At 45.3% G+C, this 25162-nt stretch carries 23 protein-coding genes; 10 read left to right on the top strand and 13 right to left on the bottom strand.

Annotation, left to right across the window (positions count from 1 at the left end; all coding sequences use genetic code 11):
- The 4 genes from ACLIIY_RS04155 to cmk form a co-directional block, all read right to left on the bottom strand.
- Window positions 1–294, bottom strand: a complete 294-nt coding sequence (locus ACLIIY_RS04155) for a lipopolysaccharide assembly protein LapA domain-containing protein (protein WP_005431104.1) — start codon at window positions 292–294, stop codon at window positions 1–3.
- Window positions 295–434: 140 nt separating this feature from the next.
- Complete coding sequence (gene ihfB / locus ACLIIY_RS04150) at window positions 435–719, bottom strand: integration host factor subunit beta (RefSeq protein ID WP_005438967.1); 285 nt, start codon at window positions 717–719, stop codon at window positions 435–437.
- Window positions 720–932: 213 nt separating this feature from the next.
- Complete coding sequence (rpsA, locus tag ACLIIY_RS04145; protein ID WP_005438969.1) at window positions 933–2603, bottom strand: 30S ribosomal protein S1; 1671 nt, start codon at window positions 2601–2603, stop codon at window positions 933–935.
- 110 nt (window positions 2604–2713) lie between these two features.
- Complete coding sequence (gene cmk, locus ACLIIY_RS04140; protein WP_005438973.1) at window positions 2714–3394, bottom strand: (d)CMP kinase; 681 nt, start codon at window positions 3392–3394, stop codon at window positions 2714–2716.
- 293 nt (window positions 3395–3687) lie between these two features.
- On the opposite strand from cmk, the gene ACLIIY_RS04135 reads away from it, so the two are divergent.
- Window positions 3688–4731: a polysaccharide lyase family 7 protein gene (locus tag ACLIIY_RS04135; RefSeq protein ID WP_434528150.1), complete on the top strand. Its 1044-nt coding sequence runs from the start codon at window positions 3688–3690 to the stop codon at window positions 4729–4731.
- Window positions 4732–4812: 81 nt separating this feature from the next.
- On the opposite strand, the gene sohB is transcribed toward ACLIIY_RS04135, so the two are convergent.
- A complete protein-coding gene (gene sohB, locus ACLIIY_RS04130) occupies window positions 4813–5874 on the bottom strand; it encodes a protease SohB (RefSeq protein WP_005439550.1) in 1062 nt (353 codons plus the stop codon).
- Between the two features lie 274 nt (window positions 5875–6148).
- On the opposite strand from sohB, the gene ACLIIY_RS04125 reads away from it, so the two are divergent.
- The 4 genes from ACLIIY_RS04125 to ACLIIY_RS04110 all read left to right on the top strand — a co-directional run bounded on the left by ACLIIY_RS04125 (window position 6149) and on the right by ACLIIY_RS04110 (window position 12228).
- Entirely contained in the window at window positions 6149–6895 is a 747-nt protein-coding gene (locus ACLIIY_RS04125) for a YciK family oxidoreductase (RefSeq protein WP_005439551.1), read from the top strand.
- Between the two features lie 130 nt (window positions 6896–7025).
- Window positions 7026–7718 carry a translesion DNA synthesis-associated protein ImuA gene (gene imuA / locus ACLIIY_RS04120; protein ID WP_171371124.1) on the top strand — a complete coding sequence of 231 codons (693 nt, stop codon included), beginning with the start codon at window positions 7026–7028 and terminating at the stop codon, window positions 7716–7718.
- A 4-nt stretch (window positions 7719–7722) separates the two neighbouring features.
- Window positions 7723–9126 carry a Y-family DNA polymerase gene (locus tag ACLIIY_RS04115; RefSeq protein ID WP_434528149.1) on the top strand — a complete coding sequence of 468 codons (1404 nt, stop codon included), beginning with the start codon at window positions 7723–7725 and terminating at the stop codon, window positions 9124–9126.
- A gap of 27 nt (window positions 9127–9153) precedes the next feature.
- Window positions 9154–12228, top strand: a complete 3075-nt coding sequence (locus tag ACLIIY_RS04110) for an error-prone DNA polymerase (protein WP_171371126.1) — start codon at window positions 9154–9156, stop codon at window positions 12226–12228.
- Between the two features lie 315 nt (window positions 12229–12543).
- Here the strand turns inward: ACLIIY_RS04110 and ACLIIY_RS04105 are convergent, their stop codons facing one another.
- Window positions 12544–13500 (bottom strand): chemotaxis protein CheV, encoded by a 957-nt coding sequence (locus ACLIIY_RS04105; RefSeq protein WP_005439567.1) that lies wholly within the window; start codon window positions 13498–13500, stop codon window positions 12544–12546.
- A gap of 231 nt (window positions 13501–13731) precedes the next feature.
- Window positions 13732–14949, bottom strand: coding sequence for a sugar metabolism global transcriptional regulator Mlc (mlc, locus tag ACLIIY_RS04100; RefSeq protein WP_009707015.1), 1218 nt, complete (start codon window positions 14947–14949; stop codon window positions 13732–13734).
- A gap of 319 nt (window positions 14950–15268) precedes the next feature.
- Here mlc and pyk point away from each other — a divergent pair, with 319 nt between their 5' ends.
- Window positions 15269–16711 (top strand): pyruvate kinase, encoded by a 1443-nt coding sequence (gene pyk / locus ACLIIY_RS04095; RefSeq protein ID WP_009707016.1) that lies wholly within the window; start codon window positions 15269–15271, stop codon window positions 16709–16711.
- A gap of 67 nt (window positions 16712–16778) precedes the next feature.
- Here pyk and ACLIIY_RS04090 read toward each other — a convergent pair whose 3' ends face one another.
- Both ACLIIY_RS04090 and ACLIIY_RS04085 read right to left on the bottom strand, forming a co-directional pair.
- Window positions 16779–17924: a patatin-like phospholipase family protein gene (locus ACLIIY_RS04090; RefSeq protein ID WP_434528148.1), complete on the bottom strand. Its 1146-nt coding sequence runs from the start codon at window positions 17922–17924 to the stop codon at window positions 16779–16781.
- 18 nt (window positions 17925–17942) lie between these two features.
- Window positions 17943–18035, bottom strand: a complete 93-nt coding sequence (locus tag ACLIIY_RS04085; RefSeq protein ID WP_005444835.1) for a YnhF family membrane protein — start codon at window positions 18033–18035, stop codon at window positions 17943–17945.
- A 127-nt stretch (window positions 18036–18162) separates the two neighbouring features.
- Between ACLIIY_RS04085 and ACLIIY_RS04080 the strand changes: the two genes are divergently transcribed.
- From ACLIIY_RS04080 to ACLIIY_RS04070, 3 genes are all read left to right on the top strand, one after another.
- Complete coding sequence (locus tag ACLIIY_RS04080) at window positions 18163–18753, top strand: outer membrane beta-barrel protein (RefSeq protein ID WP_009707019.1); 591 nt, start codon at window positions 18163–18165, stop codon at window positions 18751–18753.
- Window positions 18754–19234: 481 nt separating this feature from the next.
- Window positions 19235–20695: a sodium-dependent transporter gene (locus tag ACLIIY_RS04075; RefSeq protein WP_045411760.1), complete on the top strand. Its 1461-nt coding sequence runs from the start codon at window positions 19235–19237 to the stop codon at window positions 20693–20695.
- Window positions 20695–20793, top strand: a complete 99-nt coding sequence (locus ACLIIY_RS04070; RefSeq protein ID WP_005536518.1) for a MetS family NSS transporter small subunit — start codon at window positions 20695–20697, stop codon at window positions 20791–20793. Before ACLIIY_RS04075 ends, ACLIIY_RS04070 begins: the two co-directional genes overlap by 1 nt.
- 69 nt (window positions 20794–20862) lie before the next feature.
- Here ACLIIY_RS04070 and ACLIIY_RS04065 read toward each other — a convergent pair whose 3' ends face one another.
- The gene (locus ACLIIY_RS04065; protein ID WP_039842224.1) at window positions 20863–21264 is read right to left on the bottom strand and encodes a hypothetical protein; all 402 of its coding nucleotides are present in this window, start codon (window positions 21262–21264) and stop codon (window positions 20863–20865) included.
- 75 nt (window positions 21265–21339) lie between these two features.
- Here ACLIIY_RS04065 and ACLIIY_RS04060 point away from each other — a divergent pair, with 75 nt between their 5' ends.
- The gene (locus ACLIIY_RS04060; protein WP_434528147.1) at window positions 21340–21555 is read left to right on the top strand and encodes a hypothetical protein; all 216 of its coding nucleotides are present in this window, start codon (window positions 21340–21342) and stop codon (window positions 21553–21555) included.
- Between the two features lie 10 nt (window positions 21556–21565).
- Here the strand turns inward: ACLIIY_RS04060 and ptsG are convergent, their stop codons facing one another.
- The 3 genes from ptsG to ACLIIY_RS04045 form a co-directional block, all read right to left on the bottom strand.
- The gene (gene ptsG / locus ACLIIY_RS04055) at window positions 21566–22996 is read right to left on the bottom strand and encodes a PTS glucose transporter subunit IIBC (RefSeq protein ID WP_005439576.1); all 1431 of its coding nucleotides are present in this window, start codon (window positions 22994–22996) and stop codon (window positions 21566–21568) included.
- Window positions 22997–23441: 445 nt separating this feature from the next.
- On the bottom strand, window positions 23442–24209 hold the full coding sequence (locus ACLIIY_RS04050) for a TatD family hydrolase (protein ID WP_434528146.1): 768 nt from the start codon (window positions 24207–24209) through the stop codon (window positions 23442–23444).
- Window positions 24200–25162: a DNA polymerase III subunit delta' gene (locus ACLIIY_RS04045; RefSeq protein WP_434528145.1), complete on the bottom strand. Its 963-nt coding sequence runs from the start codon at window positions 25160–25162 to the stop codon at window positions 24200–24202. The genes ACLIIY_RS04050 and ACLIIY_RS04045 overlap by 10 nt, the downstream gene beginning before the upstream one ends.

The raw sequence follows: 25162 nt of genomic DNA, 5'->3' as shown, positions 1-25162 counted from the left end.
TTATGCCTGTTTTTCTACTGCTGGTTTTGCAGGTTTCTCTGCTTCAGCGGGCTCATACTTTTTAAGTTTCTTTTTCAGACGACGAACTTGAAGTTGAGTCTTAAATTGGATGCTAGCAAAGATAACCCACGCTAGACCAAAGCCAACCACGAATACCACACCCAATAGCGTTGATAGGTGGAACTCGCCTTTCGCCAGAAGATAATTAAAGGTTACGATCTCTTGGTTTTGAGAACCTAAAGCCAGTGCAATTAAAAAGAGAGCTAAAACAGCAATGATTTTTATAATTTTCATGTTACATCACCCTTCGAGGAGTAAGTAGGTAAGATTATGCAGTAAAATGTTTCTTCAGACCATGTATATTACCAATAATCTAGTTATAAAAAAGCGGCATACACGAGAGTATGCCGCTTTTTCAAACTAATAAGAGAGCCTTAGCTATCGATATTTACGCGCTCACGAAGCTCTTTACCTGGTTTGAAGTGAGGAACGTATTTACCTTCCAACTCCACTTTATCACCCGTTTTAGGGTTACGACCTACGCGAGGTTCGCGGTAATGAAGAGAAAAACTACCAAAGCCACGGATCTCGATACGATCACCGCTCTCTAGTGTAGAGGCCATGTGCTCTAAAATATCTTTTACAGCATCTTCTACCTCTTTCGCTGATAAATGTGTTTGCTCAGCGCAGAGTCTTTCAATCAGTTCAGACTTAGTCATAGTTGCCCTCTTTGAGTATCTTTATCACTCATTATAGTAAGTAATACTAATTCCAACAAACACTTGCTATCAATTCTAGACAAATTTTACACAAAATGCGCAATCAAAAAATGTCTTTTTTTAGCATAGTTTATCAACATTAGTATTACTACTCGGAAAGTAGCAAGCATAAAAAAGGAGCCTTGCGGCTCCTTTTTAGCTTAAGCGAGTAAATTATTCGCCTTTAGCAGCTTTGAAAGCGTCAGCCATTGCATTACCAAAAGCAGCTTCGTCTTGCTTGTTGATAGATGCCATTGCTTCTTGCTCTTCAGCTTCATCTTTAGCTTTGATAGATAGGTTGATTACGCGGTTCTTACGGTCTACACCTGTGAACTTAGCTTCAACAACATCACCAGCGCTTAGGATTAGAGAAGCATCTTCTACGCGATCGCGTGATACTTCAGAAGCACGGATGTAACCTTCAACGCCTTCTGCGATTTCAACTGTAGCGCCTTTAGCGTCAACAGCAGTTACAGTAGCGTTAACTAGAACACCTTTCTTGTTGTCAGCAACGTAAGCATTGAATGGGTCGTTTTCCATTTGCTTAACGCCTAGAGAAATGCGCTCACGCTCAGCGTCTACTGCTAGAACAACTGCAGAGATCTCGTCGCCTTTCTTGTACTCACGTACAGCTTCTTCGCCAGCAACATTCCAAGAAATGTCAGATAGGTGAACTAGACCGTCGATGCCGCCTTCTAGACCGATGAAGATACCGAAGTCAGTGATAGACTTGATCTTACCAGTAACTTTGTCGCCTTTAGCTTGTGCTTCAGCGAATGACTGCCATGGGTTAGCTTTACACTGTTTCAGACCTAGAGAAATACGACGACGCTCTTCGTCGATCTCAAGAACCATAACCTCAACTTCGTCGCCAACATTAACAACTTTAGATGGGTGGATGTTCTTGTTAGTCCAATCCATTTCTGAAACGTGTACTAGACCTTCAACGCCTTCTTCGATTTCAACGAAGCAGCCGTAGTCAGTTAGGTTAGTTACGCGACCAGTTAGTTTGTGACCTTCTGGGTAACGCTTAGCGATTGCTACCCATGGATCTTCGCCTAGTTGCTTAAGACCTAGTGATACGCGAGTACGCTCACGGTCGAACTTAAGAACTTTAACTTGGATCTCGTCACCAACGTTAACGATTTCAGATGGGTGCTTAACGCGCTTCCAAGCCATATCAGTGATATGTAGAAGACCGTCAACGCCACCTAGGTCAACGAACGCACCGTAGTCAGTAAGGTTCTTAACGATACCTTTAACTTCAGAACCTTCTTGTAGAGTTTCTAGAAGCTCGTCACGCTCAACGCTGTTCTCAGATTCGATAACTGCGCGACGTGAAACAACTACGTTGTTACGTTTTTGGTCAAGTTTGATAACTTTGAACTCTAGCTCTTTGTTTTCTAGGTGAGCAGTGTCGCGGATTGGACGTACGTCTACTAGAGAGCCAGGAAGGAAAGCACGGATACCGTTTAGTTCAACAGTGAAACCGCCTTTAACTTTACCGTTGATGATACCAACAACAGTTTCAGCTTCTTCGTAAGCTTTCTCAAGAACGATCCAAGCTTCGTGACGCTTAGCTTTCTCACGAGAAAGTTGAGTTTCACCGAAACCATCTTCAACAGCGTCTAGAGCTACGTCTACTTCAGCGCCAACTTCAACTTCAAGTTCGCCAGCAGCGTTCTTGAACTGTTCAGCAGGGATAGCAGATTCAGACTTAAGACCAGCGTCAACAAGAACGAAACCGTTCTCGATAGCTACTACAGTACCTTTAACGATGCTGCCTTGTTGGAATTCTGTTTCGTTTAGAAACTCTTCAAAGAGTTGAGCAAAAGATTCAGTCATTTATTTAATCTTCAATAAATTAAACGTCCACGGGTATCCTACCGCATGGGGTTATTAAATTCGCCAGTCATCATCCTTGCGACCAACGCTCTTAGCCTAGCCGAGCGTAATTACTCAGCTAGCTTCGATTCGATATATTGTAGTGCCTTTTCTACTACTTCGTCGATAGTCATCGACGTAGAATCTAGCACAAGCGCATCCTCTGCAGGGCGTAGTGGCGCCACTGGGCGGTTACGATCTCGGTCGTCACGCTCTTGGATCTCGCTCAAAAGGTCAGCAAATCTAACATCTAACCCTTTATCTTGCAACTGTTTAAGGCGTCGATTTGCACGCTCTTCTGCGCTCGCATCAAGGAAAATTTTCGCTTGTGCATTTTGGAATACAACCGTACCCATGTCACGACCATCAGCAACCAGACCCGGAGCGGTCTCAAATGCGCGCTGACGACGCAATAATGCTTCACGAACGCGTGGCAGTGCAGCCACTTTAGACGCTGCCATCCCCGTTTCTTCTTTACGAAGTTCACCAGAGACGTCTTCGCCTTCTAGAATCACTTTTACTAGGTCACCTTCAGCAACAAACTGAACGTCTAGGTGAGTAGCCAGTGGAACAAGCGCATCTTCTGACTCAGTGTCTACGCCGTGGTGAATCGCTGCGAGTGCAAGAACACGGTAAATAGCGCCAGAATCAAGAAGTTGAAAGCCTAACTTCTTCGCTAGCAACATACATAAAGTGCCTTTACCTGCACCACTAGGTCCATCTACGGTAACAACCGGAGTTTGAGAGGACATGTTTTTCTCCACGTTGATGTGCGAATTTCGGTGCTGCCACCCAAATTCATTTCATTCTTAATTTTACGGTGCGGGAGTATATACCTAATAGTCTCAGGATACCATTTCTTTGCCCTCTCTCTGGTTCAGAATTTGCCGTTTTCTCTGTTCTGATTCTTTCTCTTTAAAGCGCAATGCTAAATGGCAAATTTTCTCTAAGTTTCATTTTTCCGACCCGATCACATATTAGTAATACAATATTATTGTATATTAAATCATCTTATCGACGACCCTATAAAAATTGAGAACACAATATGAAGAAATTAGCGCTTACTTTTCTTGCTGCCAGCATTGCCTCTGCGTCTGCTATGGCTGCAACTTCGTCTAATGAATTGGCGAGCAAATATGAGCTAGATCCGACAAAGGCTCCAGCTCAAAACTTTGATATGACGAATTGGAAAATTACCTTGCCTGAACTGACTAAAGAAGGTGAACGCAAAGGTAAGGCATTAGAAATAGCCAAAGATGAGTTGGGCAATACAGAAACCCCTTATGTTCACCCTGAGTGGTTCTATACCAACAAAGAAACTGGCGCCGTGGTTTTTGTTGCACCAAATGAAGCACCGACCACTCCTAATAGTAAGAACACCCGTAGTGAGCTTCGTGCCATGCTCGCAACACACTACGGTGAGCCAAAAAACAACTTTGTCGTCGCTTCTCACCCAAATGCTGCTGAGTATGGTGCGATTGGTGGCGAGCTAAACGCGACACTGTCTGTTGACCAAGTCAGTACAAGTGGCAACTACAAAAAGAATGGCGCATTCGCTGTCGTGATTGGCCAAATTCATGGCTCTGACAATGAGCCTTTAAAGATTTCTTACCGCAAACTGCCTGAGCATGAATACGGCTCTCTTTCATGGAACTACGAGTTAAACCCAACCAAAGAACTTCAAGACGCGAAAGATGAAAATGGTAAGAAGCTTCGCCAAGACATCCGCCACAACGTATTCGGACAATACAACTTACGTAAATGCGACGCAGACCCACAAGACGGCATCAAACTGGGTGAAATCTTCTCATACAGCGTCAACGTGGAGGGTGACATCATGCACCTGACTTTCACTAAGAACCCTGGTGAGAAAAATGAAGTCACTAAGACATTTGATGTGAATCTAGCAGAAGGCAAATACCAAGGTCATGAAGTAGACCAAGGCTATGGTAACGATTGGATGTATTACAAAGCCGGTGCTTACAACCAATGTAATACGAAGAAAAGCAGTTCAGACTGTGAATGGCGCGGCATGGAAGCAGGTGATTATGCTCAAGCAAGCTTCTATCAGTTAGAACTGAAACAATAACGGTTAGAGCTGAACTAATAACCCACCGCTGAAACAAAAAAACCAACTAAACAGTTGGTTTTTTTTGTTATTTCTTAAGCATTATACTATTGGCTTTTGACCGCGTTCTGCAAGTTTAAGTACGACGCTGTCTGCCACTTTACTTGCAACACCGGCAAGCTTGTCTGCCAGTTTTTTCTTTTGCACGTAATGCACTGCTAGTACGGTTTTCTCTTTGCATGCTGCAACAACTAGATCGTCGGAAGTACTGATTTCATCTACCAGTCCTAGCTCTTTCGCTTGCGTACCAAACCAGTGTTCACCGGTTGCGACTTTTTCAAGTTCTAGTGCTGGGCGACGTTCACTGATGAAGTCTTTGAACAGTACGTGTGTTTCTTCAAGTTCTTGTTTGAACTTATCGCGCGCTTTGTCGGTGTTCTCACCAAACATCGTTAGTGTGCGTTTGTACTCACCTGCTGTTAGCTGCTCATATTCGATATCGTGCTTTTTCAACAGTTTGTTGAAGTTAGGGATCTGCGCGATAACACCGATAGAACCTACAATCGCAAACGGAGCTGAAACAATCTTGTCTGCCACACATGCCATCATGTAGCCACCACTTGCAGCCACTTTGTCGACAGAAATCGTCAGAGGCAAACCGGCTGCTTTGATTCGGTCAAGTTGAGAAGATGCCAAGCCGTAGCCATGAACCATTCCGCCACCAGACTCTAGACGAAGTAGCACTTCATCGCCTTCACGAGCAACTGCTAATACTGCAGTGATCTCTTCGCGTAGCGAGCCCACTTCTTTTGCATCAATACTACCGTTAAAGTCCAACACGAACAGATGCGGTTCGCGCTTGCTATCAAGAGAACCTTCTTTGCTCGCTTGTTTGATTTCTTTCTCGCGAGATTTGTTCTTTTCTTTCTCTTCCTTCTTAGCCGCTTTATCACGAGCTTTGATGAAAGCGTCATCGTGTAGGTGATGCTCTAATTGTTCGATTGCATCTTTGTGACGTTCAGAAAGATTAGTGACTTCCAATTCGCCCTTTGCAGCACCCGATTTACCACCCGCCGATTTTGCAATAATCAGCAGCACAACCACTGCCGCAACAACGGTGACAATCTTGGCTAAAAACAGACCGTAATCTAATAAAAATTCCAATGAGAGTTCCTCTATCTCATACCAGTAATAGTCATCAATATGTTACGTAGAAAAATCAGAGATAAGGCAAGAAAATCGGTAACCTCTTGTTCTGATTGATGGCGTTCAAATAACATACCGGACAACCGTTCTGGAATTGGTATAACACATGAATTGGTGTATTGTAACCAACTTGTCACGATTACCAAGATTTTCCATTGAGAAACAGGCGCATTTCTACACCAAGATGACGTCTGTTCGTCGGAATTAGATACAATAATAAGGATTAACTACCGTGAACTACTCCGTTTCAGCAGATGCCCTAAAAGGTAAAGTCATTCTTGTCACTGGTGCAGGCAATGGTATCGGTCGCCAAGCGGCACTTTCTTACGCTCAGCACGGTGCGACTGTGATTCTACTTGGTCGAAACGTTCAAAACCTTGAATCCATTTACGATGAAATCGAATCTGCAGGTTACCCTCAACCCGCGATCATTCCACTTGATCTGAAAGGCGCAACTAAGCAGCACTACATCGATATGGCAGAAACCATCGAAGGTCAGTTTGGTCGTTTGGATGGTCTGTTGCACAACGCTGGCGTTTTAAGCACGCTGTGCCCGTTTGAGCAAATCAATGAAGAAGACTTCGACGACATCATGCAGATTAACGTGAAAGCAGAAGTCCTAATGACTCAAGCGCTACTGCCTATTATGCGTAATTCAGACGCAGGTCGTATTATCTTTACGTCTTCAACTGTGGGCCATTCTGGCCGTGCTTTCTGGGGTTCATACGCCATCTCCAAATTTGCCGTAGAAGGTATGATGCAAGTATTGGCAGATGAACTTAGCGATACACCAATGCGTGTTAACGCGATTAACCCAGGTGCAACTCGTACTCGAATGCGTGAAAAAGCTTATCCAGGTGAAGATGCAAACACACTAAAAACACCACTGGATATCATGCCGCTTTACCTTCACTTGATGGACCCAGCGGTCACAGATGTAAACGGTCAGTGCATCGACGCTCAACCAAAGCGTAAGTAACCTCTTCAGGTCACCTCACATAATCGATTGAAAAGGCAGCAAACGCTGCCTTTTTTCGTATTTCTGCCTATAAAAATCTTGCGACTTTCCATCACAGAAATATACTGTACATATATACAGGTATTTATTTATGCAAGACATCATCCAACACTTAAAAAGCCAACACCTTGTTTGGCAAGCAAATTTGACCAAAGCAGACGAGCATCAGTTCCTTAATAGCTCAGGTTTCCCTGAACTCGACGCCCTGCTTGGCGGCGGCTTTCCTCCTCATGGCGTGGTGGAAATGGAATCTGTTGGCAGCATTGGCGAACTGCGCTTGCTTGCGCCTTATTTAGAAGCGTCTCTTTCGAGAGGGGTGACGGCATTCATTCAACCACCAGCGTTGATAAATTCATTGTTCCTACACAGCATTGGCTTGGACATCAACCAAGTATGGGTAATCACGCCTGAACATCAACGCGATGCGCTGTGGGCAGCAGAGCAATGCCTCAAGAGCGGTGTTTGTACCAACGTTTTGCTATGGCAAGATGAACTAGAGATCCACCAAGTAAAACGTCTGCAAGTGGCGAGCGAGCAAGGATCTTGCCCTCTGTTTATGCTCAAACCTAATATGACAAACCGCTTGTCTTTACCTGTTTCGTTGAGTCTGAAATTGCAAGGTCATGGACAAGGCGTTAGCGTGGAAGTTCTCAAACGAAAAGGCGGTTGGAGCAAAGGTAGTGTCGACATCAATTTCCAACACCACTACCCACAATTGGTGATGCCAACCACGACTCACATTCCATCAACTGTGGTCAATTTCCCATTGGCGAATCAAGGTTAGTAGTATGGCTTTGTGGATTTATTTGCACTTCCCTCACCTGCAGCTAGACGCACTCTTTGGCGATAACCAAGAGCAACCCGTGGTGATTGTAGAAAGCCAACGTTGTCGGATCATTCAATACAACAAGATTGCCGAGCAACAAGGCCTTAAGCCAAATATGGGCTTAGGTAGCGCGGCTTCTTTGTGCCGAGATTTGCAAGTGCATCCTTATCATCCGCAAACCGAATTGAGCAAGTTACAAGAAATTGCTCAATGGCTGTATTTGATTACGTCTGATGTCGTATTGATGCCAAGCCAAGGTATTCTGCTACGCGCAACCCCAATGCTTAATCTGTATGAAGGGCTACAAAACTATTGGACTAAAGTCAGCGCTCATTTATCGGAGCTGAAACTGAGTTTTCAATTCGGGTGTGGCTTTTCGCCTTTTTCTGCCAAACTGATGGCATTAGCAGGAGCGAACTTCATCAGTGAAGATAGGTCTGTCATGCAACAAGCCTTATCACCGCTGCCGCTCACATTAACGGATTTATCAAGCACTACCGTAGAGAAGCTACAACGTGTAGGTGTCACCACACTGCAAGGGTTACTTGAACTACCACTGCAAGACATCGCGCGTCGATTCGACATTGATTTGGTGAACTATGTTGGTCGCCTGACAGGGCAATTTAAACATCCTGTCGACTTTTATCATCCAACCGAATCCTTCCAAGTCTATTTAGAACTGCTGTTTGAGATTGAAAACGTCCAATGGGTAGAGAAGCCACTCGCTCAATTGCTTCGTCAACTCGAAACCTTTCTCAAGCTGCGCGATAAAGTCGCGTTTGAGCTGTGTTTAACCCTGCATCAGCGGGACAAACAAGCACAGCACCTTCAGCTCACATCCGCGCAAGGCGATTACTTGTGCCAACGCTGGCAACAATTGGCGAGTTTGAGTTTGGAATCCGTCACGTTAAACGGTCCTGTTATCGGCCTGACGTTAAAAGTAGAGCGTCAAGGTGAACCTTTAAGCTCTGCACGCGATTTCTTTGCTGGGCAAAAAGGCCAAATGAACGCGTTAGAGCTGCTCTCTTTACTGCAAGCTAAATTGGGCAAAAGCGCGGTACTCAAACCCAATATAGCCTGCGATCCAAGGCCAGAGAAAGCCAGTCAATATCGCCAAGCCGATGAGCCGGATGTCCCGATTAACACCATCCCTGCTCTGCTGCGCCCAGCGATGCAATTACCCGCCCCTATCGCGCTACAAGAGCAAGTATCTCTAGTACATGGACCTGAGCGGATTGTCTCTGGATGGTGGGATGGTGACGAGATCATGCGTGATTATTACATTGCGCACACCAAGCAAGGTCGATGGTTATGGGTGTTTCGCGATCAGCACAAGCACTGGTTTCTCCATGGCTATTTTTGTTAAATCGACAGTTATTTTTGTTAGGTCGTTATGAGTTACGCAGAACTGTTTTGTCAGTCCAATTTCTCCTTTCTCACTGGTGCTTCTCATGCGGAAGAATTGGTGCTGCAAGCGGCATTTTATCGCTATCAAGCCATTGCGATCACCGATGAGTGCTCAGTTGCGGGCGTAGTGAAAGCCCATGCGACCATCGAGCAACATAAACTCGACATCAAACAAATCGTCGGCAGCATGTTTTGGCTCAATGACGAGTGCCAAGTCGTGCTGCTTTGCCCTTGCCGTAAAGCTTACGCTGAGCTGTGCCGTATCATCACCAATGCAAGACGACGCAGCGAGAAAGGCACTTATCAACTGTCGGAGTGGGATTTGATGTCGATTCGCCACTGCCTTGTGTTGTGGCTCCCGACTCATCAAGAGAATGACCATTATTGGGGACGTTGGCTCCAGCAGCATCATGCTCATCGTTTATGGGTCGCGGTTCAACGTCATTTAGGTGGTGACGATGATGCTTACACCACACACTGTGAATTATTAGCAAACGAGTTCCAATTGCCGATTACTGCTTGTGGTGGCGTTTTGATGCATGCTGTTGAACGCTTACCGTTACAACATGTCCTGACAGCAGTAAAACACGGTTGTAGCGTTGATAAGCTCGGCTTTGGTCGTTTATCCAATGCCGAACGAGCATTGCGTCCATTGAACAAACTGTCTCGAATTTACAGAGCCGAATGGTTAGCAGAAAGCACCCATATTGCGAGCTTGTGCGAATTCAACCTCTCAGATCTGAAATACGAATACCCAACAGAGCTCATCCCTGACGGTCACACCCCAACCTCTTATCTGCGTCTGTTGGTCGAACGTGGAAAAAAACTGCGCTTCCCTAAAGGTGTTCCCGCAGACATTCATCAGACCATCGAGAATGAATTAACCCTCATTGAAGAGCTGGAATATCATTATTACTTTCTGACCATTCATGACATTGTAATGTTCGCTAAGCAGCAAGGCATTCTCTATCAAGGGCGAGGCTCTGCGGCAAACTCGGTGGTGTGTTACTGCTTAGAAATCACCGCCGTCGATCCTAGGCAAATCTCGGTCCTATTCGAGCGCTTTATTAGCCGAGAACGAAAAGAGCCACCAGACATTGATGTCGACTTTGAACACGAACGCCGCGAAGAAGTGATTCAATATATCTACAAAAAGTATGGCCGCGAGCGTGCCGCTTTGGCAGCCACCGTGATCAGCTATCGCTTTAAAAGTGCCGTGCGTGAAGTAGGCAAAGCGTTGGGGATTGAAGAGACTCAATTGGATTTCTTCATCAAAAACGTGAATCGCCGTGATCGTAGCCAAGGTTGGCAGGCGCAAATCATCGAATTGGGGTTACAACCAGAGTCGTTAAAAGGCCAACAGTTTATCCAGTTAGTGAACGAGATCATCGGATTCCCGCGCCATTTATCTCAGCATGTAGGTGGCTTTGTGATTTCATCTGGCCCTTTGTATGAACTGGTGCCTGTCGAGAATGCTTCGATGGAAGATCGCACGATTATTCAATGGGATAAAGATGACTTAGAAAGCTTAAAGCTGTTGAAAGTCGATGTTCTTGCTCTCGGCATGTTGAATGCGATCCGTAAATGCTTTCAATTGGTCGAGAAGCACCACCAGCGATCCCTGTCGATTGCTGAGATCACGCGCCTGCAAGACGATCCGCACGTATACCGCATGATCCAAAAAGCCGATACCGTTGGCGTATTCCAAATTGAGTCTCGCGCGCAGATGAGCATGTTGCCACGCTTAAAGCCTGCACGTTACTACGACTTAGTCGTACAGATTGCTATTGTTCGCCCGGGCCCAATTCAAGGTGATATGGTCCATCCGTTTCTAAAACGACGCAACGGTGAAGAGCCGATCAGCTATCCATCGGAAGAAGTGAAAAGCGTACTAGAGCGCACTATGGGCGTGCCGATTTTCCAAGAGCAAGTGATCAAACTCGCGATGGTCGCCGCTGGGTTCAGTGGTGGTGAAGCCGATCAACTGCGCCGTGCGATGGCAGCATGGAAGAAGAACGGCGATCTTGCCAAGTTCAAACCTAAACTGATCGACGGGATGCGTGAGCGTGGTTATGACTTAGAATTTGCGGAGCGAATCTTCGATCAAATCTGCGGTTTTGGTGAATACGGTTTTCCAGAAAGCCACTCAGCCTCTTTCGCAGTATTGGCTTACTGTTCTGCATGGTTGAAGTTTTACTATCCTGCTGAGTTCTATACTGCCCTACTCAATAGTCAACCAATGGGGTTTTATAGCCCTTCGCAATTGATTCAAGATGCGCGCCGACACGGTGTCGAAATACTGCCTGTTTGCATCAATCACTCTTCGTATCAACACCATTTGGTCAAACGTCCTAATGGCCGTCTTGGGGTACAACTGGGCTTTCGTTTAGTAAAGGGCTTTAATCAAGAAAGCGCTTCTCGGCTGATCGAACGCCGACCAAACAATGGCTATCGTACTATTCAAGAGGTGAAGCAGATCTTAAGAAACCGCCGTGATATTGAACTGCTCGCTTCTGCCAATGCGTTTCAGATCCTTTCAGGTAATCGCTATAATGCTCGTTGGGCTGCGATGGATTCGTTATCAGATTTACCCTTATTCAATCACATGGAAGAACCAATGGCGAACTACCAAGCTCAACCTTCTGAATACGAGAACTTGATTGAAGATTACGCCAGTACCGGGTTGTCACTGAGTCGCCACCCGATAACCTTGCTAGAAGAAGCCGGTAAGTTACCGCGCTTTACTCGGATGAAGCAGTTAGTTGAAAAGGAGCACAAATCTTTAGTGACGGTCGTCGGTGTCGTAACAGGTAGGCAATCTCCAGGCACCGCAGCAGGTGTGACTTTTTTCACTTTAGAAGACGATACGGGCAATATTAATGTGGTGGTCTGGCGAGCAACCGCCCGCGCTCAAAAGCAAGCGTATCTCACATCAAAAGTCTTGATGGTCAAAGGGATTTTAGAAAGAGAAGGAGAAGTGACACATATAATTGCAGGGAAGCTCATCGATTGTACACACAACCTTGCTGAGCTAAAAAGTAAGTCGCGCGACTTCCATTAAATCATCATATTTGGGGGCTGGAAAACACATTTCGCCGAAAAAAGTAAAGGGAGGTAAACCCTCCCTTTTTCGATTCTGCTGAATTAATCCTCAGCCATCGTTTCCGTACGCTTACTCTTGTATTTCCTATACAGTAACAAGGATAAAGTCATAATGACTTTAGATGTTAGCCATATCATTAAACGGAAGTACCCTAGGTTAATAGGTGAAAAGTGACGTGATATACCTACATATTTCATTGTCAGAAATATGTAAAATAGTATAGCAATCGCAGTTCAATTAATCACCTACCCTTATGGATTAATTCTTCGCCGATTAATTAACGCCCGTATATAAAACTTGACGCATTCTATCTTGTGAAACTTCGACGAGAAGGTCCGGTTGGAACTTAGAAATAAAGCGGTCGCAGCCCACTTTCTGCACCATGGCCTCGTTGAAACTACCACTTAAGGAGGTGTTCAGCGTAATGAACAGTTTGGACATTCGAGGATCAGAGCGCACTTCATGCGTCAGTCTGTAACCGTCCATTTCTGGCATTTCTGCATCCGTAATCATCATCAGCAGTTCTTTCTCGACGTCTTTACCTTCATCACACCAACGTTTAAGGACCGTTAATGCTTCAAGGCCATCGCGGCATTCAATGATGTTCAAACCAAGCTGAGACAAAGTATCTTTCACCTGATTACGGGCCGTTGAAGAATCATCAACAATCAGAACATTACGACCAATCATGGCTTGCGCTAGCTCTTGATCTAAAATGCCATCAGAAATGGTGACGTCGTAATGGACGATTTCCGCCAACACTTTTTCTACATCAATGATTTCAACGATTTGTGATGAATCACCGTCCTTCACTTGGGTGATAGCAGTTAGGTAGTTAGAGCGGCCAGATGTCGATGGCGGCGGCTGAATCTCTGTCCAAGCGGTATTGATGATGTTGCGCACGGGCCCGACAAGGAAACCCTGAATAGAGCGGTTGTATTCGGTGATGATCAAATTTTCTTCTTCTGCTTCGCCACGCAGTGGTGGGAAGCCTATCGAGCAACGCAGATCAATCACTGGCACGGCTTCGCCGCGCAAAGACGCTACACCACGGATGTTGTAATGAGAGCCCGGGAGTTTCGTCAGTGGAGGCAACTTAATCACCTCTTTCACTTTAAAAACGTTAATCGCAAACAATTGGCGACTATTCAGTGTGAACAGCAAAAGCTCCAGTCGGTTTTCACCTACTAGATTCGTACGCTGATCAACCGTATTTAACACTCCGGACATACCACTACCTAACTTTGAACGACAACCTATCACTCTTTACAGAAAACCGTGTTGAAACAACAAAGTAAACCTTTTGTATGAGTGCTCTACATTACTTACGAAAATTACATTAATGCTATAGATATAGCAATGAAACAGCGCCCAGATTGGCGTTTTCGGCACTGAGAAGATCAAAAAAGGGCGAACTGTAACGTTCACCCTTTTCTTCAAGTTGAGTTGATGCGAGAAAGATTAACCTTCAATCACCTTCATCAACAGTTGTCCATCGTATAGCGCCTGCTTCACTAGCGCAGCGCCCGGCATCGTCGCTTGTTTATAAAAACGAGATTCCACCAGCTCAAGGTCTTGATGATAAACAGGTAAACTTTGCTCTTCGATACAACGACGAATCGCAGGATAAAGCACATCTTTCGCTTGGTTGATTACCCCACCAATCAAGATTTTCTCTGGGTTGAATAGGTTAATCACAATCGCAATCGCAGAGCCTAAATAGCGACCCAGTTTCTCAATCACGTCAACCGCAAGAGGATCACCGTTCGCCGCCGCTTCACAAATACTCTCGATGCTCATTTCTTCGTGCTCAGCAAGAATAGAAGCTTCACCGTTAGCAATACGAGTAACCACCTCTTCGCGGATTGCCTGTGAACTCGCTACCGTTTCAAGACAACCAATGTTGCCACAATGACAGCGCTTGCCGTTTGGATCGATTTGGATATGGCCAAGTTCGCCGATGTTACCGTGACGACCTTGCAGCACGCGACCATCTAAGATGATACCCGCACCTAAGCCATGGTGGATGGAGATAAGCACCGAGTTATCGTTCTCTTGCGAATGACCGAACAGCTTCTCTGCCAGCGCCCAAGCACGCGTATCGTTGGCAATAAAGACAGGTAAGCCCGTTGCTTTGTAGATTTCTGGGCCTAACGCCAAGTTCTCAACATTGTAGTGCGGCATTTGCAATACGATGCCCTGCTCTGAGTTCACCAGACCAGGCAAAGTAATCGCAATACTGGTGACACGATCGAGTTGATCAGCGTAGGTTTGGAAGAATTCATCAATTTCGTAGAGTAAGCGTTCAAGCACGTCGTCTTGGTCGCGTTCATGGATATCGATTTTGGTATCGATAAGAACATCACCGCCAAGCTCGTGCAGTGCGATGGTCAAGTAACCTCGACCTAAACGCATCGACAAAAATTGCCAACCTTCATTATTGACCTGTAAACCCACTGCTGGACGGCCTCGGCTCGTCGCTTCCTGAACAGTAGTTTCATGAATCAGATGGGCTTCAATCAACTCTCGAGTGATCTTAGTGATACTCGCAGGCGCAAGCTCACTTTGCTTGGACAAATCGATTCGAGATATTGGACCCTTCAGGTCAATTAGTTTGTATACACGACCAGCATTGACCTGTTTGATATGATCAATATGGCCCGGTTGAGCCATGTACATCTTGCACTCCGAAATTCTATAACGGGATAATTTTTTTACTTTGCGAAGTAATTGTGAAGTGAATTGATAAATCCCCGTGACAAGCATCACGTATAAACATGTTTGTTTGTGTATTCAATCAAATAACCAGAAATCTACTCCTGTTAAATTGTTTGAAAAATAACTTATTTTATTCATCAAATTAGGTAACAAAGGCTGCGCCTTAATGTTTTTTCAGCACTTTGACCTAAATGCGAACAATCTGCGCATACTGTGCATATACTTAGCGAGAATAGAATTCGAGTTATCTAGTCCTACACCTGCATTCTTCGGAGAATCTATGACTTCCATATTAAGAAGAACAAAAATTGTCACAACGCTTGGCCCATCAACCGATAAAGACAATGTCCTTGAGGAGATAATCAAAGCTGGAGCAAACGTCGTTCGGATGAACTTCTCACACGGTACCAGCGATGACCACGTTCAACGTGCAGAAAAAGTAAGAGCTATCGCGGCGAAGCTTGGCCGCCAAGTGGCGATACTTGGTGACTTACAAGGTCCAAAAATTCGCGTTTCCACGTTCAAAGACGGCAAAATTCATCTCAACGTCGGCGATAAATTTACGCTAGACAGCGACCTACCAAAAGGCGAAGGCGATCAAGACTCCGTTGGCTTAGATTACAAAGAGCTCCCACAAGACGTCTCTCCTAATGACATCTTGCTGCTTGACGATGGTCGCGTGCAATTGCAAGTGACTAGCGTTGAAGGCAACAAAGTCCACACCCGAGTAACGGTCGGTGGCCCTCTTTCCAACAACAAAGGCATCAACAAAAAAGGCGGCGGCCTATCTGCGGATGCACTTACTGAAAAAGACAAAGCAGATATCCTTACCGCTGCCAAAATCAAAGTCGATTACCTCGCTATCTCATTCCCTCGCAATGGCGAAGATATGCATTACGCTCGTCGTTTGGCGCGAGACGCAGGTCTTGAAGCGAAACTCGTGGCAAAAGTGGAGCGTGCTGAAACCGTCGCTACCACAGAATCCATTGATGACATCATCTTAGCGTCCGACGTTGTTATGGTTGCTCGTGGCGACTTGGGTGTCGAAATTGGTGACCCAGAGCTCATCGGTGTACAGAAGAAGCTGATTCGCCGTGCTCGCAGCTTAAACCGTATCGTGATTACTGCGACCCAAATGATGGAATCGATGATGGCTGCGCCAATGCCGACTCGTGCGGAAGTTATGGACGTAGCAAACGCTGTTCTCGACGGCACGGATGCAGTGATGCTTTCCGGTGAAACTGCAGCGGGTCTATACCCAGTGGAAACCGTGAAATCCATGGCTGAAGTGTGTATAGGTGCAGAGAAGATGTCAGAAGCGAGCCTGTCGACTTACCGATTGGACCGCACATTTGCGACCGCAGAAGAGACCATAGCTATGTCGACCATGTATGCTGCCAACCATATGGAAGGTGTTAAAGCGATGGTTTCTCTGACCGAATCCGGTCGAACCGCTTTGATGATGTCTCGCTTAAGCTCTGGTTTGCCGATTTTCGCACTGTCGCGTAATGAATCAACGCTAAACCGAGCTGCATTGTATCGTGGTGTTACTCCCGTGTTCTTTGACTCCAAAGGCGGCGCAGGCTTAACCACGGCTCACGCAGCAATCGTAACACTGAAAGAGCAAGGCTTACTGGATGAAGGAGACTTGGTGATCTTCACTCAAGGTGATGTGATGGATGTAGTAGGTTCAACCAACTGCATGCGTATTTTGTCCGCTTAGTACTTTCCCAAAAAACCATAAAGGCTCCAAACGGAGCCTTTTCTTTTTTCAGATACTTGATTTCAATCTAAGCCGTTTCTCGACCATCTATGTTCAATTTGTCATAGAGCTGAATCAAATTGAAACCCGTTTGCAGACCAAGTTGATAATCGTTCTCTAACGCTTCTGGATCGCTCAACAAAGACGATGACTGTAACTCTTCTTTAGGAGCCAATTGCAGAATAAAGGTGTCATCGGGCGGAGCGGTTAAGAACGCTTGTGTCAATTCGAAGGTTTGGTAGTGAATCATCAACATGTCAGCCAAGCCAGAATCGAAGTTTTCACCAATCAGGTGGCTCAAGCGATAAAGGTTATCCGCCCCAAACAACCAGCGTCCGCCATTGAGCAGCTTTCTACCAGACAATTTCGACTGATGAGCCGCATTAATTTTCTGCTGCAAGAAGCTACTCCAGTCCTCTTTCCATTGGTGAACCTTGTGTTGCCAAGACTCTTGCACAGAGTTAATAGACTCGCGGTACCATTTGATACCCTCTTCACCAATCTCGGCTTGTACTTTGGCTTCTGCCTCAGAGAAAGGCTCCGTACGAATCACGATGATATTACGCGCATTCTTTCTCCATGCTTCTTGCACAGGAATCGAGGCAGAGACCCCACCATCAACATAAGGATGTCCATTTACATCCACAGGTCCCTGATACAATTTAGGGATCGCACAAGTGGCAACCATGGTATTGACCCAGTCCCCACCAAGTATCGGTAAATATTGATCAGAAAGAGTATCGACATTTGTCACCGCAGCAAACGCACCACGGGCGCCTAGCGCAGTTTTCCCCATATCAAGGTCAAGTTTATAAGGGTAATCTTGAATGCGCTCTAAGGCCCATTCCAAGCCCAAATATTGCTTCTTGCGGATATAACGGAAAAGATTAAAGAATTCGTTGGAAGTAGTGAGATCCGTAATGAAAGCCTTGCCCATGCCGTGTTGGCGACAAAGGTAAGCACACAAATTCAGAGCTCCGGCTGATGTGCCATAGAATTCATCGAATGGATCGAAATTGGAAAGAAGGAATGCATCCAACACTCCAGCGGTAAAAATCCCTCTCTGCCCTCCTCCTTGTGCGACAAGGGCAGTTTTGCCATTTCTGTAGCGCTCATACATCTCAATGTCGAGCTCTGCATGGCGATCAGTGATAATACCGCTGTTGCGTGTCATAGGCGTATCGCCAATGCATTAAGCCGTAGTAATCGCAATGATGCCGAAAGAGAGTAAAACTGCGAATACTGTAACGACGATGAGTAGGGCTGATTTTAGATCGTGTTCCATAGACACCTCCTTTAGTTGTAACAAATTAATAACACCAGTGTGAATTATGTTCAAGAATTGCCTAATTTAGTCGCACGATTTTGGCTAAGGCATCACAATTAGCTTAGTCATAATAAGGAGATAGCAAATGAACTATAAAATTGGCTGGCTAGTTGGGAGTGTATTATTGAGCTGTTCTATGGCTGCTCAAGCGACGGTTATCGTCACGCCCTATGTCGGCTTTACAGGAGGCGGTAAAGTAGAGGATGAGAATGACCGCACCTACGATTTAGACCCTTCAATCAATTATGCTTTGTCAGTTGAAACCCCTTTTGAGATGGGTCGCATCGGCTTTTTCTATTCCAACCAGTCGTCAGAATTGCAAGACATTAATAACTCTGCAGACATTCACTATCTTCAATTTCAAAGCAGCATTTACTACCCTCTCGCTCAAGGGTGGCAAACCTACGTTGGATTGGGCATAGGTGCGTCATACGCCGACGTAGACTGGGTAAATGACAAATATGGCTTTTCTGGTAGTGCATTCGCCGGCCTTGAGTACGAATTCTCGAAAACCTTTGCAATGACCGCGCAAATCCGTTGGTTAGGCACAGTTGTAGACAACGACACTTCAGGTGCTTGCGTCGTACCAACGGACGGTTCGTCTTGCATCATTAAGTTTGAAACCGACTGGATGAACCAATTCCAATCCAACATTGGCTTTCGTTTCCGTTTCTAACGACTTTCACTTCTAATGTGTCGTTTTAACGAAATATTCTCTATTGGGTGTGTCTAACACAGAGATACACCCTAATAGCCAAAAAGAGTTTATTTGACCAAGATCACATCGACCATACAGTCATTTATTTCAAAACCTACCCAACTTTACCGATCAGATAGCCTACCAAATCACTAATTAACAATATTTAAACCAGATAAAATGTCGACATTAACATTTAGAATCTATTGCGCTAAATAATGTAAAAAGTTAGTCTGAACACAGAAAGTAGAAGAATATTTCAGCTTTTGCAAACACACATCAAAATTTAAAGCATTTAATTCTATTTCTTGTTAGGTAACACAAAGCAAAACACCAGAATTTTATAACAATACCGAACATCGAGCAGAAGACTGACGGATAACAGTTGCTCTTTGCTCTGCTGGTGTTGCACGTTGCCGAGAAGAGCTTCATTCCTTAGGGAGTTGTACAGGAGTCAAATATGAAGCGAGAACAATGGGGATCCCGTGCGGGATTCATCTTAGCAGCAGTCGGTTCAGCCATCGGCTTGGGTAACATCTGGCGTTTCCCTTACATGGCCTATGAGAATGGCGGCGGTGCCTTCTTTATTCCTTATCTTTTCGCCATGATCACCGCAGGTATTCCATTCATGATCCTTGAGTTCAGTATGGGTCAAAAATACCGCGGTTCTGCACCAAAAACATTGGCAAAAATCCACGCGAAATTTGAATGGCTTGGTTGGTTCCAAGTTGGCGTTGCTGCCGTCATCGCCGTTTACTATGTTGCGGTTATTGGTTGGGCAATTTCTTACTTTGGGATGTCGTTCACTCAAAGTTGGGGTTCCGATACCAACGCCTTCTTCTTTAGTGAATACCTAAAACTTGGTGATAACTCTCCAACGGATTTAGGCAGCATTCAATGGAAGATCGCCGTATCTATGCTGATTGCTTGGGCAATTACCTATACTGCGATTGTGAGCGGTGTTAAATCAGGTATCGAACGCGCATCTAAGATCATGATGCCTATATTGTTCATTATGGTGATCTTCTTGATCGGTCGCATGATTTTCCTTCCTGGTGCGCTAGACGGTGTGAACTACATGTTCGAACCAGACTTCAGCAAAATCTGGGACGTAAAAGTGTGGGCAGCGGCTTACGGTCAGATCTTCTTCACACTAAGTATCGGCTTTGCCATCATGCTGGCTTACTCGAGCTATCTGCCAGAGAAATCAGACATCACCAACAACGCCTTCATGACGGTATTGATCAACTGTGGCTTCTCTATCCTTGCCGGTATCATGATTTTCTCGGTATTGGGTTATATGGCTCAAGAACAAGGCAAACCGCTTACTGAGGTAGTCTCTGCGGGTGTGGGCTTGGCATTTGTGACGTTACCTGCGGCAATTAACCTACTACCAGCGCCATACATCCTTGGTCCTCTGTTCTTCTTTGCTTTGGTTGTTGCAGGCTTAAGCTCGCACATCTCAATCATGGAAGCGGTAACCTCAGCAGTTATCGACAAATTAAAATGGAGCCGTAAGAAAGCTGCAAACGTAGTAATCGGTATTGGATTTGTTGTCTCGATGGCATTCGCGACCAACGGCGGATTGCTTCTGCTGGACCTTGTCGACCACTTCGCAAACAACGTTGGTATTATGGTTGGTGGCCTAGTAGAAATCGTTCTGATGGCTTGGTTGTTGAAACAGGTGCCTGAAGTTCGTAACTACGTAAACGAGCGCTCTGACTTCTCTGTTGGTCAATGGTTCGAAATCTGTTTACGCTTTGTCACACCAATCATGTTAGCAGTTATCTTGGCAACCAAGCTGTACGCACTTCTAACAGAAGGTTACGGTGGCTACGACCTGACTCTGGGTTGGGTAATGATTGCCGCATTGTTTGTGTTTGGCGTATTGATTAACGTAGCGAGCAAGGAGAAAGCGTAATGACTACAAGTGCAATCATCATGATGGTTATCGGACTTGGCATCACTTGGGGTGGCGCTGCGGTATGCATAAAACGAGCAATGAATAAACAGCAGTAAAGCTAACTGCCAGCGAAATTAAGGCTCACAAAACAAAATGCCGGCTCAGTGCCGGCATTTTTGTATCTATTAGAAATTGTACTTGATACCAAGCGCCCCACCTATTTGCAGATCAGGCCCTTTGTAAAAGTCCACTTCAGGATGGATTTGCGCGTACAGATCCCAGCCTTTTGATAGATCCCAATTTAAACCCAGTGGGACACGAACACCGAATTCATCATCCCACTCGTACCAGCCACCAACACCGACATACCAAGTTAATGGCATGCTTTGATCAAATGTGCCGCGCTTCGCTATGTAATCAAACGCCATACCATCGTTACCAATAATACCGCGGTACTTGTCATCAATTTCAACGACAACGCTGAGCTCTTGATCGACCGCCATACCAACAGAAAAATTCTTTGCTCCGTCCGCCGCTATTACGGCACTCGGCAGCATTGTTGCCGCCAATAAAATTCGCTTTTTCACAGCCTTCCCCCACTTAAAAAACAGCGTGCATAATTCAAACATGATGTCATTTTGTTGTGTCAGTAATGAGTAAGAATGACGTACGAAAAAAGCCACAAACGTAAGGGTGAGCGTGAGATCACGGCTAAAACACCAAAAGTAAGTGTTAGTGAGAAAAAGATTGGAGATTGGAGATTGGAGATTGGAGATTGGAGATTGGAGATTGGAGATTGGAGAAGAATAAATACTGAGGGTTATGAGGGGGAAGATACAGAAAGCAAAAAGGAGGCCGAAGCCCCCTTTTTCTTATGAATGACTGAGATTAGCCGTGGTTACGAATCCACTCATCCATTTCAGTTTTCAGGTTGTCAGACTTAGTACCGAAGATAGCCTGAACACCACCTGCTACAACTACAACACCAGCAGCGCCTAGTTGTTTTAGTTTGTCTTGGTCAACTGCAGCTGTGTCAGCTACTGCTACACGTAGACGAGTGATACATGCGTCTAGACCAGTGATGTTTGCTTTGCCGCCGAATGCTGCAACAAGCTCACCTGCCATGTCAGAACCAGAAGTTGCAACAGCTTCTTCAGATTCGTCTTCACGACCTGGAGTTTTAAGGTCAAGAGCAGTGATTACTGTGCGGAATACTACGTAGTAGATTACTGCGTAAACTAGACCAACAGCTACCATCAGACCCATCTTCTGAGCGTGGCCAGATAGAACTAGGAAGTCGATCAGACCGTGTGAGAATGATGTACCGTGTACGAAGCCTAGAGTGTTAGCAACAACGTATGCAGAACCAGCTAGTAGAGCGTGGATACCGTATAGTACTGGAGCAACGAATAGGAATGAGAATTCGATTGGCTCAGTAATACCTGTTAGAAATGAAGTCAGAGCAGCTGACGCCATGATACCCATTACTTTCGCGCGGTTTTCTGGTTTAGCACAGTGAGCAATAGCGATTGCTGCAGCTGGTAGACCGAACATCTTGAACATGTAACCACCCGCTAGCTGACCGAAGCCATTACCAGCAGCGCGAGAAGCATCATCTGCAACTAGGTAACAAGTTAGTACGCCGTTTTGAGTTTCACCAGCAGCGTTCACACAAGTACCTGCTTCGAAGAAGAATGGTACGTTCCATACGTGGTGTAGACCGAATGGGATTAGAGAACGCTCAACTACGCCGTAGATACCGAACGCAAGTTGTGGGTTTTGGTGCGCAGCCCAGTCAGAGAATGCAGAGATTGCACCGCCGATTGGTGGCCATACGATAGATAGTACAACACCTAGGATGATCGCAGCAAAACCAGTGATGATTGGCACAGCACGCTTACCAGCGAAGAAGCCAAGGTACTCTGGAAGTTGGATTTTGAAGAAACGGTTGAATGCCCAAGCAGCAACACCACCGACAAGGATACCACCTAGTACACCTGTATCGATTTTCTCAACGCCCATGATGCCAGCCATAACGCCAAGCGTTGCTGTCATGATGCCGTAACCAACGATTGCAGCAAGACCTGCTACACCGTCGTTGTTTGTGAAGCCAAGTGCTACACCAACAGCAAATAGAAGTGCCATTTGGCCGAATACTGAACCACCAGCTTGTTCCATTAGGTTAGAAACAACCTCTGGAATGAAGCTTAGGTGGGCAGCACCAACACCTAGTAGGATACCTGCGACTGGCAACACTGATACTGGTAGCATCAGAGCTTTACCAACTTTTTGCAGGTTTGCAAAAAGGTTCTTAAACATGTTTATGCTCCTGATAAATTATAAGTATTATTTGGGCACTAACGGCACACCCCCGTAGCCTAAATGTTAGCACCCAATGAAAATGTAACCACACGTTGCATTATATTTTCCGGCTCTAAATATATATTGATGGCCCTCAAACTTTCCACACAGTTACGAAATTTAGTTTCAAAACAAGCCGCAGATCACACCCAAAAACAGTAGATGAAAAGGTTTGCATTAAACTTATATTACTGTTTTATAACGATTTTATTATCAACATAATTAATTTTAAGGCGTAAATAAAATAAAGGCCGATGTTATTTTTAGTAACAAAATTACATTTGAGAGATTTGATTGTGGTTAAATCAACAAATTTAGTAAACATTAAACTAAATGATCTTTTTGGCGTATTTCTAAACAAAAAAGGGGCAATAGCCCCTTTTTTAAACCGTCTATTGATTTTTCATCGCAAAAAAAGATTTCGGAAGTTTTCGGTTGTTTTTTGCCCTACTTCAGCAATGGAGCATCCTTTTAGCTGTGCAATATAGGCTGCAACTTCGACAACATAGGCTGGTTGGTTCTCTTTTCCACGATGTGGAACGGGCGCTAAATATGGAGAATCCGTCTCAATAAGCAGCCTTTCTAAAGGCAAAGCTTTCACGACTTCTTTCAATTCTGTCGCCTGACGGAAGGTGACAATGCCCGAAATTGAGATGTAGAACCCTAAATCTAATGCAGCTTCTGCAAATGGTAGATCTTCGGTAAAGCAGTGGATCACACCACCACATTTTTCAGCGCCACCATTGCGTAGAATTTCTAATGTATCTTCACGAGCGTTACGGGTATGAATGATAAGCGGCTTGTTAAACTCCACCGCTAAATCTACCTGCTGTTCAAAACGCTCTTTTTGCAGCGCTGCAGTCTCTGGTTTGTAGTGATAATCCAGACCTGTTTCACCAATCGCTACCACTTTTTCGTGCGAAGCGTGTTGGCGTAAGGTCTCCATAGAGAACGCGCTCTCCACATCAAGCGGATGCACACAGCAAGACGCATAAACGTTGTCGTATGGCGTAATCATTTCCAACATTTTTGGAAATGAATCTAACGTAACGCCTACCGACAGTAGCTCTTTTACGTTCGCTTGTTTTGCTTTGTTAATAACGTCTTCAACATTGATGTGAAGATCATCGTAATTCAGTTTGTCTAGATGACAGTGCGAATCTACGAACATAATGCCTCTCGTGATTCAATTAACCAATTCATTGATAGTAGTTCAAGGTTCAAGCCTGGAAAGCGTTGAATTTGCCCCTTTAGCTCAAGCAGCTTCTTCGACGCCAGGTATAAACCGTCATAACTGTGTGTTGGGAACAGAGTTGCGCCCGGAAGTTGAGCCGCTTCCGCCACCCCAAATTGGGCTTTCTGAGCGTCCGTTAATAGATACCAAGCCCAGTCGAATGCTTTTTCTGGGTTCTTTGCCATTAACGATGCACACTGGAATACATCTGATACCGGCGAAGATAGCGTCTCAATAAAACAACGCTCAAACGCTTGGTACTCATCAAGCTCACCACTTTTCACCGCTTCTAGGGTATTAATTGGCGACCCTAAATTCAGTTTAAGCGCATAAGCTGGTACTTGTGATGCTCCCTGCTCGCTCATCCAATTCATCGCCTGCTCTGTTGATGGTGGTGTCACCACCCATTGTTGGCAACGACTCTGGATAGTTGGCAGCAATCGCTCTTGGTTATGCGTCACGAGCAAGAACAAGCATTTCTGTCCCGGCTCTTCGAGTGTTTTCAACAACGCATTGGACGCAGACTCATTCATCGCATCGGCTGGCTCGATGATGAACACGCGATAGCCGTTTAGTTGTGAAGATTCATGCGCAAGGCGATTACATGCTCGAATCTGCTCAACGGTGATCGACTTTCCTTCTTTCTCTGGCTTAATCCAGTGTAAATCAGGATGGCTATGAGATTGAGTCAACTGGCAACTATGGCAGAAACCACACGCTTCACTAGTGTAATTTTGACACAGTAACGAGTGGCTAAAGAGCTCAACCAGCTTCTCCACCGCTAATCCTTTGTCACTTTGCAGCAGCAGTGCGCCTGGAATTCGTTCTGAATCCAAGCTTGTTTTGAGGTTATCCCAAACGGGTAGTAACCATGGAAAGTCATTTAACAT

The sequence above is a fragment of the Vibrio sp. K4 genome, from assembly GCF_051122595.1.
Classification (GTDB): domain Bacteria; phylum Pseudomonadota; class Gammaproteobacteria; order Enterobacterales; family Vibrionaceae; genus Vibrio; species Vibrio owensii.
This window is presented reverse-complemented; position numbering and strand designations above follow the sequence as displayed.